At 61.7% G+C, this 16706-nt stretch carries 14 protein-coding genes; 9 read left to right on the forward strand and 5 right to left on the reverse strand.

Annotation, left to right across the window (positions count from 1 at the left end; translation table 11 throughout):
* Window positions 1-142: 142 nt before the first annotated feature.
* The 4 genes from KVG88_RS03735 to KVG88_RS03750 all read right to left on the reverse strand — a co-directional run bounded on the left by KVG88_RS03735 (window position 143) and on the right by KVG88_RS03750 (window position 5378).
* Entirely contained in the window at window positions 143-1642 is a 1500-nt protein-coding gene (locus KVG88_RS03735; protein ID WP_150700660.1) for a helix-turn-helix transcriptional regulator, read from the reverse strand.
* 159 nt (window positions 1643-1801) lie between these two features.
* Window positions 1802-2704, reverse strand: coding sequence for a LysR substrate-binding domain-containing protein (locus KVG88_RS03740; protein WP_217870366.1), 903 nt, complete (start codon window positions 2702-2704; stop codon window positions 1802-1804).
* Window positions 2705-2709: 5 nt separating this feature from the next.
* On the reverse strand, window positions 2710-4914 hold the full coding sequence (locus tag KVG88_RS03745) for a xanthine dehydrogenase family protein molybdopterin-binding subunit (RefSeq protein ID WP_217870367.1): 2205 nt from the start codon (window positions 4912-4914) through the stop codon (window positions 2710-2712).
* The gene (locus KVG88_RS03750) at window positions 4914-5378 is read right to left on the reverse strand and encodes a (2Fe-2S)-binding protein (RefSeq protein WP_150700663.1); all 465 of its coding nucleotides are present in this window, start codon (window positions 5376-5378) and stop codon (window positions 4914-4916) included. The genes KVG88_RS03745 and KVG88_RS03750 overlap by 1 nt, the downstream gene beginning before the upstream one ends.
* Window positions 5379-5497: 119 nt before the next feature.
* On the opposite strand from KVG88_RS03750, the gene KVG88_RS03755 reads away from it, so the two are divergent.
* The 9 genes from KVG88_RS03755 (at window position 5498) to KVG88_RS03795 (ending at window position 16067) form a co-directional block, all read left to right on the forward strand.
* On the forward strand, window positions 5498-6388 hold the full coding sequence (locus KVG88_RS03755; RefSeq protein ID WP_217870368.1) for a LysR substrate-binding domain-containing protein: 891 nt from the start codon (window positions 5498-5500) through the stop codon (window positions 6386-6388).
* A gap of 300 nt (window positions 6389-6688) precedes the next feature.
* Window positions 6689-7618 carry an amidohydrolase family protein gene (locus KVG88_RS03760; RefSeq protein ID WP_217870369.1) on the forward strand — a complete coding sequence of 310 codons (930 nt, stop codon included), beginning with the start codon at window positions 6689-6691 and terminating at the stop codon, window positions 7616-7618.
* A gap of 4 nt (window positions 7619-7622) precedes the next feature.
* Window positions 7623-8528, forward strand: coding sequence for an amidohydrolase family protein (locus KVG88_RS03765; RefSeq protein WP_053158646.1), 906 nt, complete (start codon window positions 7623-7625; stop codon window positions 8526-8528).
* A gap of 169 nt (window positions 8529-8697) precedes the next feature.
* Window positions 8698-10083 (forward strand): UbiD family decarboxylase, encoded by a 1386-nt coding sequence (locus tag KVG88_RS03770; protein ID WP_217870370.1) that lies wholly within the window; start codon window positions 8698-8700, stop codon window positions 10081-10083.
* Window positions 10080-10733 carry a UbiX family flavin prenyltransferase gene (locus tag KVG88_RS03775; RefSeq protein WP_217870371.1) on the forward strand — a complete coding sequence of 218 codons (654 nt, stop codon included), beginning with the start codon at window positions 10080-10082 and terminating at the stop codon, window positions 10731-10733. Before KVG88_RS03770 ends, KVG88_RS03775 begins: the two co-directional genes overlap by 4 nt.
* 47 nt (window positions 10734-10780) lie before the next feature.
* Complete coding sequence (locus KVG88_RS03780; protein WP_217870372.1) at window positions 10781-11827, forward strand: CobW family GTP-binding protein; 1047 nt, start codon at window positions 10781-10783, stop codon at window positions 11825-11827.
* A 187-nt stretch (window positions 11828-12014) separates the two neighbouring features.
* Complete coding sequence (locus KVG88_RS03785; RefSeq protein ID WP_150700668.1) at window positions 12015-13382, forward strand: nucleobase:cation symporter-2 family protein; 1368 nt, start codon at window positions 12015-12017, stop codon at window positions 13380-13382.
* 12 nt (window positions 13383-13394) lie between these two features.
* Window positions 13395-14783 carry an amidohydrolase family protein gene (locus KVG88_RS03790; RefSeq protein WP_150700669.1) on the forward strand — a complete coding sequence of 463 codons (1389 nt, stop codon included), beginning with the start codon at window positions 13395-13397 and terminating at the stop codon, window positions 14781-14783.
* A gap of 138 nt (window positions 14784-14921) precedes the next feature.
* Window positions 14922-16067, forward strand: coding sequence for an XdhC family protein (locus KVG88_RS03795; RefSeq protein ID WP_217870373.1), 1146 nt, complete (start codon window positions 14922-14924; stop codon window positions 16065-16067).
* Window positions 16068-16158: 91 nt separating this feature from the next.
* Here KVG88_RS03795 and KVG88_RS03800 read toward each other — a convergent pair whose 3' ends face one another.
* Window positions 16159-16617, reverse strand: a complete 459-nt coding sequence (locus KVG88_RS03800; protein WP_217870374.1) for an REP-associated tyrosine transposase — start codon at window positions 16615-16617, stop codon at window positions 16159-16161.
* Window positions 16618-16706: the final 89 nt, after the last annotated feature.

Below are 16706 nucleotides of genomic sequence, written 5' to 3' on the forward strand. Positions count from 1 at the left end.
AGGTTCATCTGGCCGTTCCTTTAGCGGTTTCGAAGGAGGCAGGCAGGCAGTCCTTTGACACCTGCCCGACACCTCCAGCCTAAAAGCCGCTGCCCCGGGCCAACACCTTAAATTGCACCCAGTGCCTTAGTGCATTTGCACCTTAACGTTGCCCCTTGTTTCGCCATGCGCCTGCAAATAAACCACGCTCGCGGGCCCAGACAATTGCCTCGCTGCGGCTGTGCACATCCAGTTTGGAATAGACCGTTGCCACGTGGTTACGCACGGTATTGGGTGCCAGTTTCAAGCGTGCGGCGATTTCCTTGTCGGCCAGGCCCTCGCAGATCAGACCCAGCACATCACGCTCCCGGGCCGTCAGATCGGTGAAGGAAACACTGGGCAATCGCGGTGAATTGACGCTTTTCACGTTAGCCAGCTTTTCGATCAGCGTGCGACTGAACCACGAAGCATCTTTCATTACCTCTTCGATGGCCGAGACCAATTCCAGCTCGGTGCGTTTGCGCTCGGTGATGTCCATCAATACCAGCAGATAGCACGGGCTGTCCTGAATGTTCACCGTGTCTGCCGAGACTGCGCAATCAATCAGTTCGGTGTCTTTGCGGCGCACGCGAACATCGATGCGATCCAGGCTTCCGGTTTTCTCCAAGGCCGCAAACAGGCGCGTACGCGTAGTCTTGTCGTCGAAAAAATCGAGGTGCGCGATGCTCTCGCCCAAGACCTCTTCACTGGGGTAACCGAGGGTGGTGAGGAACGCTTCGTTGACGTCCAGCACGATCTGATCCCCCGCACCGCACAGCAGAATCGGCACCGGGGACAGGCGAAAGGCTTTGGCAAACCGCTCTTCACTCTGGCGCAAGGCGACTTCCGCCTTGTGCCGTGGCTCCATGTCGACGAAAGAAAACAACATGCACGGCTCATCGTTGAGCTCAAGGGGCTGGCCGGCGACGATCACCTGCTTGCCGGCGCCGTCGGCCATGCGCAATTCGGCCTGCATTTGCGGAATGGTGGCGCCTTCGCGCAAGCGTTGTTTGGCCAACTCCTTGTTTTCGGCCTGCTCCAGGACGTCCAGCTCGTAGGTGGACGTGCCGATCACCTGGTCGCGGGCAAAACCGGTCATTTCGAGGAAGCCGGGATTGACCTTGATGTAGCGCAAATCACTGAGACGACAGATCACCGCCGGCGCAGGGTTGGCAGAGAAAGTCTTTTCAAAGCGCTGCTCGGCGCTGGCCCAATCGGTGACGTCGTCCATGATCAGCACCAGCGACTCGGGCTCGCCACGACTGTCGGCCAGTACCAGGCTGCGCACGCGATGAACCCAGCTGCGCTGTTCTTCGTCCTGCGCAAGGCTGACGTCTACCAAGACATCGCTGAAGGTCTCGCCTCGCGCAACGCGGTTGATGGGATAGCTGTCGGCCGGCACCACATGGTTGTTGCGATAACGCAGGGCAAAACGCTTGGCGTAAGCCTTGGCATCGGCACCGAGGTCGCTGACGCGCTCGACGCCGTGCATGGCCAGCGCCGCCTCATTGGCCCAAAGAATGGTCTGGTCGGGGTCGAGCAAGATGACCCCGTCGGACAGCCCGGCAATGATCTGCTGCAATTGGCGGCGATTGGTTTCGGTGGTCAGGACGTCCTGGCTCATTGTCGCTCCACAAGTGTTGAGACCCTGTGAAGAGTACGACCGCAGGAGCCGATGATCGTGCAGACTACTCACGCCCCCCTGTAGGAGCTGCCGCAGGCTGCGATCTTTTGATCATGTTTTTCAAGGTCAAGATCAAAAGATCGCAGCCTGCGGCAGCTCCTACAGGGAGGCGGTGTAGCGGTCTTGGAGGACCAGTTCACGCAACGTATCGAGAAACAATTTGAGCACAGGCGAGTCGTCGTCCGCGCGGTAGGTGGCGTACAGCGGCACCTCCGGCAGCGCTGGGGTCAGGCGGCGAAACACCAGCCCGGCCGGCGCCAGCTGCTCGATCGACGCCGGCAACAACGCCACGCCGAACCCGGCGCGCACCAGACTCAGCAGGGTTTGCACCTCGATCACCTGCTGGCGGATCTGCGGGGTGAACCCGGCCTGGATGCAGCACTGGAACAGAAAATCGGCGAACCGCGATTGCTTCAATTCCAGGGCCACGAAGGGCTCCTGCGCCAGATCCGCCGGCGCCAGGGTTTCACGGGTGGCCAGCGGATGGTCGACCGGCATCACCACGCGGATCGGTTCGTAGATCAGCAGTTCGTTACGCAGCTGCGGATCGTCATAACCGACTCGAAACACACACGCATCGATGCGTTTCTCCTTCAACGCCTTGACCTGCGCCGCCGGGGTCATTTCGTGCAAGCGCCAGTTGACCTGCGGATAGCGCTCGCGAAACAGGTGCAAGGCCCGCGGCAACACCCCCACCATCACCGAACTGATCATGCCGATTTCCAGCTCGCCCAACTGGCCACGCCCGGTCTGACGCGTCAGGTCCAGCGCGCGGTTGAGTTGCTCGAACACCAGCGGCGCCTGCTCCTTGAGCATTTGCCCGGCGGCGGTCAACTCGACCCGGTGATGGCTGCGCTCGAACAACGGCGTGCCCAGCTCCTCCTCCAGCAGACGAATCTGCTGGCTCAAAGGTGGCTGGCAGATGTGCAGCCGGGTGGCAGCGCGACCGAAATGCAGCTCCTCGGCCAGCGCCATGAAGTACCTCAGCAAACGCAAGTCCATGCCCGTTATCCCAGGTTCAGCGGTGTTGAGCGCTGACGCACCCCGGTCAGGCTGAACAGCGCGTTGGCGATGGCGGGTGCCACCGAAGGGCTGCCCAGTTCGCCGACGCCACCCGGCTTGGACGGTTCACCATCGACAATCAAAATGTCCACTGCCGGCATGTCCGACATGCGAGGCACCCGATAATCGTGGAAATTGCTCTGCACCACCCTGCCCTGTTTGATGTCCATTCGATCGAACAAGGCGTGGCCAAGTCCCCACATCAAGCCTCCATAGATCTGCTCTTCGACACCACCGGGCGACACCGCAAGGCCGCAATCGACCACGCAGGTGAGCTTGTCGACCTTGATCACGCCGTCCTTTTTCGACAGGCGTGCAACCACCGCGATGAAGCTGGTGTAACCCTGGTTGGTGGCGATCCCCAGCGCCGTGCCTTCCGGCATCGGCTGGCCCCAACCGGCGCGTTCAGCGGCACTTTTCAGCACCGCGACATGGCGTGGCCGGTCGTGCATGCTGGCCAGGCGAAAGGCCAATGGGTCTTGCCCCGCGCCATGGGCCAGTTCATCCATGAAGCTCTCCACGGCGAACACGTTGGGGATGAAGCTCACCGAGCGATACCAGCCGCTGGGCACGTCGCTCTCATGCTTGACCCAGACCAGGTCCAGGTTCGCCGGCCGATAGGCGAAGTCCCACGCGGTAATGGCTTCGGTGGTGCTGTAATCCATCTTGTCCGGGCGCTCGAAGTAGCCTGGCTCCCATTGCTCCGGTGAGGCCGGCGACACCGCGTTGAGTTGCAATGCGGTCAACCGGCCTTGGGCATCCAGCGCACCTTTAGCGCGGTGCAGCGTAGCCGGGTGCATGAACAGTGAACGCATTTCGTCTTCGCGGCTGTTCATCAGCTTCACCGGTACTTTGGCTTTTTGCGCCAGATAGGCGACTTCGAACAGCCAGTACTTGGCCTCCCGCGCACCGAAGCTGCCGCCCGACACCATTTCGTTGATGGTGACGTTGGCCTTGGCGATCTTGCACACGGTTTGTGCCGCCTCCAGCGCCGAAGACGGCACCTGCACCCCGCCCCAGTAGGTGATGGCGTTGTCCTTGACCTGTGCAGTGATGCAAATCGGTTCCAGCGGATTCTGCACTTTGTAGGGCATGCGGTAGTCGGCTTCGAGCTGCTTCGCGGCGCCTGGCCATTGTGCGTTCACATTGCCCGCCGCCATCGCGGACACTCGCTGCGCACCTTTGTCGTCCAACGCTGCCGCTTGGGCCTTGGCCAGTTCGTCGCTGTCGAAGCCGGCCAGGGGCGAAGCACTCCACTGCACCTTCAGTAGCGCCCGGCCCTGCTGTGCAGCCCAGTAGTTATCGGCTAGCACGGCGACGCCTTCCAGGTTGCCGCCGAGCACGTCCGGCCGCCCCGGAACCGCAATCACCCGGCGTACGCCGGGCACTTGCAAAGCCGCCACCGCATCCACCGACAACACTTTCGCCCCCACCACGGGCGTGCGTTGAATGACCGCCACCAACATGTCCGGCAGCACCACGTCGATGCTGTATTTGAAGCGGCCGCAGACCTTGGCCTGGGCATCGCGTTTATGCCGCAGTTTGCCGATGTATTTGAACTGCGCCGGGTCCTTGAGGGTGACCTTGGCCGGTGCCGGCAAATGCGCGGCGACGCCCACCAATTCGCCGTAACCGAGGCTGCGCTGACTGGCGCCATGCACCACGCGCCCTTCTACAGTGCTGCACGTGTCAGGGCTGACTTTCCACTGTTTGGCGGCTGCCGAGATCAGCAGTGCCCGGGCCGTGGCACCGGCCATGCGCAGGCGGTCGTATTCCAGCGAAACGCTGGTGCTGCCGCCGGTGGAGAAGACTTTCCAGATCGGGTGAATGTAGGTCTCGAAAAACGGATCTTCCGGCGAGATCACCTGCACGGTCATCGGGTTGACGTCCAGTTCCTCGGCCACGCAAGCGGCCAATGCCGTGTGCGTTCCGGTGCCAGAGTCGTGCTTGTGCACCACCAGTTTTACCGTGCCGTCGGGCAGGATCCGCACCCAGGCATTGGGTTCGAACTCACCGGCCGGCGCCGGCGCTTTCGGGTCAGTCGCGGCCAGGCCTGAAGGCAGGTAAAACGCAATGGCCAGGCCGGAAGCAACCGTCGCGCTGTGCTTGAGAAATCCACGTCGCGAAAGATCCATCGTCGAGATCGTCATCACGCCTCCTTCGGCGCAGACGCCGCGCGTTTGATCGCTTTGTTGATGCGTCCGTAAGTGCCGCAACGGCACAGGTTGCCGGACATGGCATTGCGAATCGAATCGTCGGTGACTGCCGCGCCGGTGTTGAGCAGCGCGGCGGCGGACATGATCTGGCCGGATTGACAGTAGCCGCATTGCGGGACATCTTCGGCAACCCACGCCAGTTGCAGCGGATGCTGTTCAGTGGCTGACAAGCCTTCGATGGTGGTGATGCTGTGCCCCGCCGCTGCTGCGACCGGGAGCTGGCAGGAACGCACCGCGACGCCGTCCAGGTGCACGGTGCAGGCGCCGCACAGGCCCATGCCGCAACCGAACTTGGTGCCGGTGAGTTTCAAGTGGTCACGCAATACCCATAACAAGGGCATGGAGGGCGATGTCTCTACCAGCTCGTGTCGTTCGCCGTTTACCGTGAATTCGATCATTGTCAGGCTCCAAGAGAGCGGCCCGTCTTTGTGCAGGCCTGGTGACCGGATTATTGGAAGCCTTGTGAAAACAGGGCCAGCGACGATTTCTGCCATCCTGTGTAAGTAGGACTAACAGCATGTACAAGCGATACCCGTCGGTGCAGTCCATGAGCGCATTCATCCAGGCGGCGCGCAGCGGCAGCTTCTCCAGCGCGGCGCGCAAACTGGACCTCACCCACAGCGCCATCAGCCAGCAAATCCGCGCCCTTGAAGACTTTATCGGCCAGCCATTGTTCGTGCGTGAAGGCGGTGGCAGTAACCTGACCGATGCCGGGCAGTTGTTCGCCAGTGTGCTGTCGGACGGTTTGGCACAGATCGACCGGGCGCTGTCTTCGGTGAAAAACCGCAGCGTGGCGCAACGCCTGACCCTGGATGTCGACAGTGAACTGGCCCAGAGCTGGCTCAACCCGCGCTTGCCGCAACTGCTGGATCTGTTGCCCGATCATGAGGTGGTATTGCTGTCGATGCCGCGCTCGGACCGCAGTTCGTTCGAACGCGTGGACCTGGCGTTGCGCTACGGTTATGGCGATTGGGAAGATTGCGAGATGACGCAGATCTGCGGGGATCGGGTGATGGCCGTGGCTTCGCCTGAACTGCTGGAGCGCTATGGTTTGCAGTTGCCACTGAGCCCGGCGCAGATCCTTGAATTGCCGCTGCTGGGTTACACGCGGCGCTCGTGGATTCCATGGCTGGATGCGGCGGGCATGGAGCCCACCGAACCCCCGGCGCGGGTGGTGTTTGATAACGCGGCGAACCTGATAGCGGCTGCCGAGGCCGGGGTGGGCGCAGGATTGGTCCGTGGCTTGCTGGCCGCGGATGCGCTACGTAGCGGGCGGTTGGTGGCGTTGAACGAGGCGCAGATTGCGGCGCATTACAACCTGTATGCGGTGTGGCCACCGGGGCATGGTGAGCGGGTGGCGCCGGTAGTTGAGGCGGTCAAGCAGTTGGCTGAAAACACATTGCTTTAGGGTCAAAAGATCGCAGCCTTCGGCAGCTCCTACACTCATCTCCTGTAGGAGCTGCCGAAGGCTGCGATCTTTTAATTCTGCCATCCCCATATCGAACACGTATCAACCCCTCGCCCAATTAATATTGTACGAACCTCACACCCTCTTCCAATACTTCCCCCCAAGCAGCCAGCGTCCCGAGCCGGATGCGACCAGGCGAGGGAATGCGTGATTGTTTGCGCATAGAAATGGCCGATTGCCCGGGACGTGGCTGCTGTGAACCGCAAGGTTCCCTTCCCCGCTATCAGGAGATCGACTTCAATGATCATCGATATCAGCTGCTATCCCACCGATCTGGTGGACCTCGCCTGGAGGCATGACGGTGACCCGTTCACCGGCGAGCGTCTGCTGGAGATGATGGATGGCCCGTACATGGTCAACGGCAAGCCTCGCCGCATCGACAAAGCCTTCATCCAGCCACCGCAGGGCAACACCATCTACACCTGGACCGACGGCGACCTGACCGGTCGTGAGTCCATCGACGCCTACATGGCCTACACGCTGAAAATGGTCCAGACCTACCCGGACCGCTTCATCGGCTGCTTCGTCTACAACCCGCGCTGCGGCGTGGAAAACGGCGTCGAGGCGATCGAGCTCTACGTCAAGGAACACGGCTTCAAGATGGTCCAGATGCAGGCCAACATGCATGCCTACCGTCCCGACCGCGCCCTGGACTGGGTGCGCCCGGCCTTCGAGAAATGCGCCGAGCTGGGCATCCCGGTCAAGCTGCACACCGGCGACGGGCCTTATAGCATCCCGTCGGAATGGGTGCCGATGATCAAGGAGTTCCCCAACGTCGATTTCATCATGGCCCACTTCGGCGTGCAGACCGGTGGCGTCTATGTGTTCGAACCGATGCAATGGGCGATGGAGCTGCCCAACGTCTATTGCGAATCGGGCTGGTGCCTGCAATCGCGAATCGTCGAATTCGCCAAGGTCCTGCCGACCCACAAGATCCTGTTCGGCACCGACACCCCGCCGAACGAACCGGGCATGTGGCTGCGCCTGCTCGAAGTGTTGTGCCACGAGCCGCCACAGGGCCTGAACCTCGACGAGGACACCCTCGAAGAGTACCTGGGCAACAACACCGCCCGGATGATCGGCCTCGAACCGACCCCACCGCCACGCACGGTTTGCGAAGCAGAGGCGCAGCTCAAGCGCCCCGTCACCACGCAACTGGCCAGGAGCTGAACCGATGATTATCGATACCCATCTGCACCCCACCAACCTGGTCGACGAGGCCTGGCGCCACACCGGCGAACCGTTCACCGGCGAGCGCATGCTCAAGCTGATGGACGGCCCATACATGATCAACGGCAAACCGCGCCGCATCGACATGGGTTTCATCCAGCCGCCACCGGGCAATACCGGTTATCGCGACGGCAACCGCCGGGGCCGTGAGGGCGTGCGTGACTACATGTCCTACGTCGCCGAACTCTGCGTGAAATACCCGGACCGTTTCATCGGCAACTTCAACTTCAACCCGCGCTGGGGACCGGAAAACGGTGCGGCGGAGCTCGAATTCCACATCAAGGAATACGGCTTCAAGATGCTCAAGCTGCACGCCAACATGCACGGCTATCGCCCGGACCGGGCGCTGGACTGGCTGCGCCCGGCGATGAAAGTCTGCGCCAAGTACAACATCGTGGTGCTGATCCACACCGGCGACGGCCCGTACACCATCCCGACGATGTTCTACCCGATCATCCGCGAGTTCCCGATGGTCAATTTCATCATCGGTCACTTTGGCATCCAGACCGGTGGCAACTACTCGTTCGAAGCGTTCTGGATGGCCATGGACACGCCGAATGTGTACTGCGAATCCGGCTGGTGCTTCCAGTCGCGGATCGTCGAGTTCGCCAAGGACCTGCCGCGCAACAAGATCGTGTTCGGCACCGACTCGCCGCCGAACGAACCGGGCATGTGGCTGCGTGAACTGGAAGTGTTGTGCTCGCCGGCGCCGCAAGGGTTGGGCATCGATGAGGATCACCTTGAGGATTACCTGGGCAACAACATCGCCCGGTTGTGCGGCATCGAACCGACACCGCCGCCCAAGGACCTGATCGAGGCGGACATTCGTCTGACCACGACCTATTTGTAGGCACACACAAAAACCAATGTGGGAGCTAGCCTGCTAGCGAAAGCGGTAGATCAGTCACCAACACCGCTGATTGACACACCGCAATCGCTAGCAGGCTAGCTCCCACAGGGTTCTCGCTAGCTTCAAGCGTTACTTGAACGCACAGCATCGCTTTCCTCGAGGTGAAACCATGACCCTCTCCACGCTCGGCGATACTCAGGATTTTCACGACTTCATCGACGCCTATCGTCGGCAATACCCGGACGATGTGCTCACCGTCCGGCAATCCCTTTCTGCCGATCAGGACGTCACCGCCCTGGTCGACGCGCTGGCCAACCAGGGCCGCGATCCATTGCTGATCTGCGAAAAAGTCGGCAACTTCGGTGCACCGGTGGCCACCAACCTGTTCGCCTCTCGCACCCGCATCGCCCGAATGTTCGGCGTTGCCCCGGCGCAACTGCACGAGACATTCCAAAAACGCGCCAACCATCCCATCGCCCCGCGCTACGTGGAAACCGGCCCGGTGCTGGATGAAATCTACGAAGGCGAAGCCGTGGACCTGGCACTGCTGCCGATGCTCAAGCACTTCGACAGTGACCGCGGTCCGTATATCACCAACGCGATCATCATTGCCGAAGACCCGGTCACCGGCATCGCCAACATGAGTTATCACCGCTCGATGCGCCATGCCCGGCAGACCCTCGCCACCAGCCTGCACTCACGCGGTCACCTGTGGCGCATGCTGCAAACCGCCCGCGAACGCGGCGAAGAGTTGCGCGTGGCCATGGTGGTGGGCGCGCACCCGCTGTTCATGTTGGCGGCGGCCGCGCGTTTGCCGTTCGGCAGCGATGAGCGAGCGGTGGCGGGCGGATTGTTCGGTGCGCCGCTGGAGCTGGTGAAAACTCCGCGTTATGGCATCGGCGTGCCGGCCTATGCGGAGTTTGTCCTGGAAGGCGCCATCGACCCGGCGGCCTATGCCGAGGAAGGTCCGTTCGGAGAGTTCAGCGGTTACTCCTCGGATCGATCGACCAACAATGTGCTGCGGGTCGACACTTTGATGCGGCGCAAGGACGCCTGGCTGGTGGACGTGGTTGGCGGACGCTACGCCGAACACCTGACCCTGGCGCGGCTGCCTCGGGAAGCGGAGATGAGCGAAAAACTCAAGGCCCGCTTCCCCGCTGTCACTGCCGTGCACTACCCCAATTCCGGCACGCACTTTCATTGCTACGTGGCCCTGGACCAGAGCCGTGACGGCGAGGCGCGGCAGATCATGCTCGCCCTGCTCGGCTGGGACCCGTACCTGAAAACCGTGATCGCGGTGGACAGCGATATCGACATCAGCGACGACAGCCAGGTGCTGTGGGCGTTGGCCACGCATTTCCAGCCGCACCAGGACATCTTCGTCATCGACGGCTTGCCCGGCAGTCCATTGGACCCGTCGTCCTCGGTCAACGGCACCACTTCGCGCATGGGCCTGGACGCCACGCGCGGTTCGGGTTTCGACGGGATCAAGGCGCAGCTGGATCAGGATGTGCTCGAACGTGCGCGCGATCTGCTCAAGGGTTACGCGTCATGAACCGCCAGCGCATGGTGGTCGGTATCAGCGGTGCGTCGGGGTTCATCTATGGCGTGCGCCTGCTGGAATTGCTCGCCGAACTGAACATTGAAAGCCACCTGATCATCAGCCGCGCCGCGCTGCTGACCATGGCCCACGAAACCGACTACAAGCTGGCCGACGTCACGGCGCTGGCCAGCCATTACCACCGCGCCGACGACGTGGCCGCCGGGATCGCCAGTGGTTCGTTCCGCTGCTTGGGCATGGTTGTCGCGCCGTGCTCCATGCGCACCCTGGCGGAGATCGCCACCGGCACCTCATCGGGGCTGATCGGCCGCGCCGCCGACGTCACCCTCAAGGAGCGTCGCACACTGGTGTTGATGGCCCGCGAAACGCCGCTGACCCTCGCCCACCTGCGCAACATGACCGCTGTCACCGAGATGGGCGGGATCATCGCCCCGCCCGTGCCAGCCTTTTATGCCCGCCCGCAAAACCTTGCGCAAATGGTCGATCACAGCCTCGGCCGTGTCCTCGACCTGTTCGGCCTCGATGCCGGGACGGCAACGCGCTGGCAAGAACCCCCAAAACCCTGTGGGAGCGAGCCTGCTAGCGATTACGGTGGACCAGTCGCCATACCGTTGAATGACACACCGCCATCGCTAGCAGGCTAGCTCCCACAGTTGATCGCACTCCGACAAAACACAGTAAGGAGCATCACATGAACACGCCATTCAACGCCCCAACCCCGAACACCAAAATCCCGGTGACCATCCTCACGGGTTTTCTCGGCGCCGGTAAAACCACCCTGCTCAACTACATCCTCAAGGAAAACCACGGCCGGAAAATCGCCGTGATCGAAAACGAGTTCGGCGAAGTCGGCATCGATGGCGACCTGGTGCTCAGTTCCGAAACCGAAGAAATCTACGAAATGGTCAACGGCTGCGTGTGCTGCACCGCCGAAGTGCGCGAAGACCTGGTGCGCATCGTCCGTGAACTGGTGGCGCGCCCCGTGCGGCTTGATCACATCCTGATCGAAACCAGTGGCCTGGCCGACCCGTACCCGGTGGCCCAGAGCTTTTTCATCAATGATCCGATTGCCGATGAAGTGGAGCTGGACGCCATCGTCACCATGGTCGACGCCAAGCATATCGCCCAGCACCTGGAAGACCTGCAACTCGACGGCGTGGACAACCAGGCGGTGGATCAGATCGTCTGCGCCGACCGCATCGTGATCAACAAGGTTGACTTGGTCAGCGCCGCCGAAGTGGCGTCCCTGAGCGAAAAGATCCGCGGCTTGAACGCCACGGCCGATCTGGTGACCTCCAGCTACGCCGAAATCGACCTGTCGAAAATCCTCGGCATCGGCGCCTTCGAGTCCACGCAAAAACTCATGGAAATCGGCGCCGAGCACGACCATCACGCCGATGAGCATCATCACGAGCATGACGATCTGGATCATGACCACGACCCCAGCGTGTCGTCGGTGGGCATCGCCGTGGACGGTGCGGTCAACCTGGGCGACTTTCACCGCTGGATCACCAAACTGCGCACCGAGCAGGCCGACACCCTGTACCGCATGAAAGGCGTGCTGGCGGTCGCCGATCAGGACCAACGCTATGTCCTGCAAGGCGTGCACAGCCTCGTCGAGTTCCGCGCCTCGACCTTGTGGGGCAACGAACCGCGTTCGAGCAAGATTGTGTTCATTGGCCGCGACCTGGACCGCGCGGCCTTGAACCAGGGCTTTGCCGCCTGCCTGGCAGGCTGAAAAAAGGCATCGGAGCCGGTGGATGGCGGTTCCGGGCACATGAATGACTGATGCTAGCCAGAAAGAACGACGCAAAACCTGTGGGAGCTGGCTTGCCAGCTCCCACAGAGATTAACGGTGTTCTTGCGATCGGCATCAGAACGAATACCCCTCTCTACCGAATAACAACAGCAAGAGGTGTTTCCCCATGTCGTCAGCCACTACCCCTTCAAAACCCATCGTCACCCTCCATCCCGTCGACCAGGTGTTATCGGTGCGACAAATGCTCACCCTCGGCCTGCAACACATGGCCGTCTCGTACATCGGCGCCATCGCCGTGCCGTTGATTGTCGCCAGTGCCTTGAAGATGTCCCAGGCCGACACGGTGGTGTTGATCAGCACCACGCTGTTCTGCTCCGGCATCGCCACCCTGCTGCAAACCGTCGGCTTTTGGAAATTCGGTGTGCGCTTGCCGATTCTTCAGGGCGTGGCCTTCAGCAGCGTGGGTCCGGTGATCGCCATCGGCAGCAACCCGGAGGTCGGCTTTGCCGGTGTCTGCGGGGCAGTGATCGGCGCGGGGATATTCACCATGCTCGCCGCGCCGTTCGTGGGGCGTTTGCGGCGGTTCTTTCCGCCGGTGGTCACTGGCTGCATCGTCACGGTGATCGGTTTGCAGCTGTTTCCGATTGCCTATGAATGGGTCGGCGGCGGGCGTCATGCCGCGGATTTCGGCGCCCCGACGTACCTTGCGGTGGCGGCGGTGGTATTGCTGACCATTCTGCTGGTCAACCGTTATGGCAGCCCGATGCTGCGCAACATGGCGGTGCTGGTGGGCATGCTCGTCGGTGCGGCGCTGGCCTACGGGATGGGCATGGGCAGTTTTCACAGCGTGCAGGAATCGCCGTGGCTGACGGTGCCCTACCCGTTCTATTTCGGTTTGCCGACCTTCAGCCTGATTCCCATCGCGACCATGGTGGTGGTGATGATCGTGCAGATGGTCGAGTCCATGGGCCTGTTCGTGGCCATCGGTGACATCGTCGACAAACCGGTGGAAGACAAACAAGTGATCAACGGCCTGCGCGCCAATGGCCTGGCCAGCACCATTGCCGGAATGTTCGCCGCGTTTCCGTTCATTGCCTTCATGGAAAACGTCGGGCTGGTGATCCTCACCGGTGTGCGTAGCCGATGGGTGGTGGCCGTCAGCGGCTTGCTGATGTGTTCGGTGGCGCTGGTGCCCAAGGCCGGCGCGATCATTGCCTCGATGCCGACCGCTGCCCTCGGCGGTGCCGGGATCGCGATGTTCGGTGTGGTCGCCGCAGCGGGGATCCAGACCCTGGCCAAGGTCGACTACGAGCGCAATCGCTACAACGTGCTGATCGTCGGTTTCACCATCGCCGCGGCCCTGGTGCCGGTGTTGGCCCCGGCCTTGTTCAAGCAATTACCCGAGTGGTCGCAGCCGTTCCTGCACAGCAGCGTGGTCATCGCCTGCCTGGTGTCGGTGTTGCTCAACGCCGCCCTCAACGGTGTCAGCGTGCCTGATGCCGCCGCCAGCAAATCCGCTACCCACAGCCTCTGACTGGAGCCGCCCATGACTCAACTTCAAAACATCCTGATCAAAAACCCGGTCGCGGTGATGACCGGCCTGCGCGGCCCGCGTGCCCGGGCGGGCGCCGTGGACATCCGTATCGTCAACGGGCGCATCGCCGAAATGGCGGCCAACCTTGAAGCGCAGCCCGGCGAACGGGTGATCGATGCGCGTCACTCGGTGGTGTATCCGGGCTGGATCAACACCCACCATCACCTGTTCCAGAACCTGCTCAAGGCCGTGCCTGAAGGTTTGAACCAGGACCTGCAAGGCTGGCTGGCCAGCGTGCCCTACCCGCGTCTGAACCGCTTCACTCCGCAACTGGCGCGGATCGCCGCGCGGCTGGGCATGGCCGAACTGCTGCTGTCGGGGGTGACCACCTGCGCCGATCACCATTACCTGTACCACGCCAATGGCACCACCGAGACCGGTGACCTGCTGTTCGACATGGCCGATGAATTCGGCCTGCGTTTTGTGCTGTGCCGCGGCGGTGCGCTGGAATCGGCCAGCGCCCATCCGGGGTTCTCGAAAACCGCGCTGCAACCGGAAACCCTGGATCAAATGGTCGGCGATATTGAACGCCTGAAATCGCTGTATCACCAGGACACCCCGGATGCGATGCGCCGGGTGGTAGTGGCGCCAACCACGCCGACTTTCTCGCTGCCGCCAACGCTGTTGCGCGAACTGGCGCACACCGCCCGTGGACTCGGTTTGCGCTTGCACACGCACCTGTCCGAGACGCAGAACTACGTGAATTTCTGCCGCGAGAAATACAACTGCCTGCCGGTGGAATTCGTCGCCGAACACGAATGGCTCGGCCCGGATGTGTGGTTCGCCCACGCGGTGCACATGCAGCCCGGTGAAATCCGCATGCTCGCGCAAACCGGCACCGGCGTGTCGCACTGTCCGGTGAGCAATGCGCGTTTGGGGAGCGGCGTAGCGCCAATCCCGCAGATGTTCGAGGCGGGCGTGCCGATCTCGCTGGGCGTCGACGGCGTTGCGTCCAACGAATCCGGAAGCATGGTCGGTGAAGCCAACACGGCGTGGCTGATCCACCGTGCCGAGCAAGGTGCCTCGGCGACCACCGCCGAAGATGTCATTCATTGGGGCACGGCCGGTGGTGCGCAGGTGCTGGGGTTGGGTTCGGTCGGTACGCTGGAAATCGGTCAGGCGGCGGACCTGGTGATTTATGGCCTGGATCATCCGCGTTTCTTCGGCTTCCACGACATCGCCGTCGCACCGGTGGTGGCAGGTGAACCGATTGCGGTGAAGTACAGCCTGGTCGGTGGCCGGGTGGTGGTCGATGACGGCGTGATTCCGGGGCTGGATGTGCAGCAGATGCGCGCCGAAGCGTGGGATGGGGTGCGGCAGTTGATGAATGTAGACGACTGACCCGCAGCCCACACAAATCCCCCTGTAGGAGCTGCCGCAGGCTGCGATCTTTTGATCTTGCTTTTTAAGATCAAGGTCAAAAGATCGCAGCCTGCGGCAGCTCCTACGGGATCGCCTTCATTTTCAGGAAGAGATGCCATGTCCGGCCTCAACGACCTGCTTCACGCCATCGACACCGCCGCCCAAACCGGCGAAGAAACCATCCTCACTACCGTGGTCAAGGTCGAAGGTTCGGCCTATCGCCGGCCCGGTGCGCGCATGCTCATTCCGCTGCACGGCCGTACCGTCGGCACCGTCAGCGGCGGTTGCCTGGAACAGGACCTGGCAAAAAAAGCCTGGTGGCTGACCGATTCCGGCGAACCCGTGGTGCGTCGCTACAGCACCGGCGCCACCGAAGACGAGGACGATGAACAAAGCGCCCTGACCTTTGGTTTGGGCTGCAATGGCACGGTATTCGTGCTGCTCGAACGCCTGCGCGCGAAAACCCCGTCGCCGGCCATCGACCTCCTGCGCCGAGTCCGCGACCACCAGCAACCCGCCGCCATGGCCACGGTCATTGCCACTTCACGCAACGCTTCGGCGCGGGTCGGTGATCGATGGTTGTCAAACTCCGAGCATGCCCTGCGCAACCCACAATTGAACAACGCCATCGGCCACGACCTGTACAAGACCCTGCTGCAGAAAAAGTCATCGATCCGGCTCTACACCGACGCCCGTGGCGAAATCGAAGTGTTCTTCGAATACATCGCGCCACCGCCACGATTGGTGATCTTCGGCGCCGGGCATGACGCACAGCCGCTGGTGCGCATGGCCAAACTGTTGAACTGGCATGTGACGGTCATCGACAGCCGCAGCCACTTCGCCCGCCCCGAACGATTTCCCCAGGCCGATGCCGTGATCTTCGCCAACCTCGACAACCCGTTCGATCTGCACCCGCTGATCGACGGCGCCGCCGTGGCCGTCATGACCCACAGCTATCGCCAGGACCGCCATTGGCTCGCTCAAGCGCAGCAAGCCGCGCCCGCCTACCTCGGCCAGCTCGGCCCCAAGGAACGCACCGAACGCTTGCTGACAGACATCGGCCGCAGCCCTTCGGCCCTGCACTACCCGATGGGTCTGGACCTGGGTGGCGATGCCCCTGAAAGCGTGGCGCTGGCGATACTCGCAGAGATGACCGCCGTGCTGAACCAGCGCCAGGGCGGGATGCTCAGGCATCGGGTCAAGCCGATTCATCAGGCGGATCTGGTGGTGAGTGAAAACCTCGATGTTGCAACGATGATTTGAAGATCAAAGTCAAAAGATCGCAGCCTGCGGCAGCTCCTACAAAGATCTCCTGTAGGAGCTGCCGCAGGCTGCGATCTTCTGACTTTGCTCTTCAAACCCAGATGGCATCCCACAACGGATAATCACCTATCCGTTTCACCAGCCCAGCGCGCAAAGGATTCATAACGATGTAGCGGGCAGCGTCCTTGACGTCTTCCTCTTTGCGTAGTGCTCGATCGTAGTAGCCGCGTTGCCATAACCTGCTTTCGCGCTGACGTACAAGGTTCACGGATCGACTGCTTCTTGATTTGATTCGGCACATGAGCTCGGCCAACGTGCCGTGTTTCAGTTCGATCAACCAATGCAAGTGATCTGGCATCACCACCCAAGCCAAAGAGTCAACGAGCGAAGCGTTTTCAGTAGAGCGCAGCTGATCCACCAAAAGCCGTCCCAACCGCCAGTCAGCAAACACAGGCTCCCGTTGATTCACCACAGTGGTCAGAAGGTAAATTCGCCCAGTTTCTGAAAAACGGGCTTTACGCAGGCGACATCCATTTGCAGCGATAGGCATTCCGTTGCCCTCCAAAAAACGTATCGACAGATGGAAGATAGCGGGTGGATGTCGTCACGCTCGTTGAAGATTTTTCGCGATGTTTCTGG

This window comes from Pseudomonas azerbaijanoccidentalis (assembly GCF_019145495.1).
GTDB classification, from domain to species: domain Bacteria; phylum Pseudomonadota; class Gammaproteobacteria; order Pseudomonadales; family Pseudomonadaceae; genus Aquipseudomonas; species Aquipseudomonas azerbaijanoccidentalis.

Coding starts and splice junctions, on each gene's coding strand:
- KVG88_RS03745 (WP_217870367.1), bottom strand. CDS start 4,914: ATGACGATCTCGACGATGGATCTTTCGCGACGTGGATTTCTCAAGCAC.
- KVG88_RS03775 (WP_217870371.1), top strand. CDS start 10,080: ATGAACCGCCAGCGCATGGTGGTCGGTATCAGCGGTGCGTCGGGGTTC.
- KVG88_RS03790 (WP_150700669.1), top strand. CDS start 13,395: ATGACTCAACTTCAAAACATCCTGATCAAAAACCCGGTCGCGGTGATG.
- KVG88_RS03780 (WP_217870372.1), top strand. CDS start 10,781: ATGAACACGCCATTCAACGCCCCAACCCCGAACACCAAAATCCCGGTG.
- KVG88_RS03760 (WP_217870369.1), top strand. CDS start 6,689: ATGATCATCGATATCAGCTGCTATCCCACCGATCTGGTGGACCTCGCC.
- KVG88_RS03755 (WP_217870368.1), top strand. CDS start 5,498: ATGTACAAGCGATACCCGTCGGTGCAGTCCATGAGCGCATTCATCCAG.
- KVG88_RS03740 (WP_217870366.1), bottom strand. CDS start 2,704: ATGGACTTGCGTTTGCTGAGGTACTTCATGGCGCTGGCCGAGGAGCTG.
- KVG88_RS03800 (WP_217870374.1), bottom strand. CDS start 16,617: ATGCCTATCGCTGCAAATGGATGTCGCCTGCGTAAAGCCCGTTTTTCA.
- KVG88_RS03770 (WP_217870370.1), top strand. CDS start 8,698: ATGACCCTCTCCACGCTCGGCGATACTCAGGATTTTCACGACTTCATC.
- KVG88_RS03795 (WP_217870373.1), top strand. CDS start 14,922: ATGTCCGGCCTCAACGACCTGCTTCACGCCATCGACACCGCCGCCCAA.
- KVG88_RS03750 (WP_150700663.1), bottom strand. CDS start 5,378: ATGATCGAATTCACGGTAAACGGCGAACGACACGAGCTGGTAGAGACA.
- KVG88_RS03765 (WP_053158646.1), top strand. CDS start 7,623: ATGATTATCGATACCCATCTGCACCCCACCAACCTGGTCGACGAGGCC.
- KVG88_RS03785 (WP_150700668.1), top strand. CDS start 12,015: ATGTCGTCAGCCACTACCCCTTCAAAACCCATCGTCACCCTCCATCCC.
- KVG88_RS03735 (WP_150700660.1), bottom strand. CDS start 1,642: ATGAGCCAGGACGTCCTGACCACCGAAACCAATCGCCGCCAATTGCAG.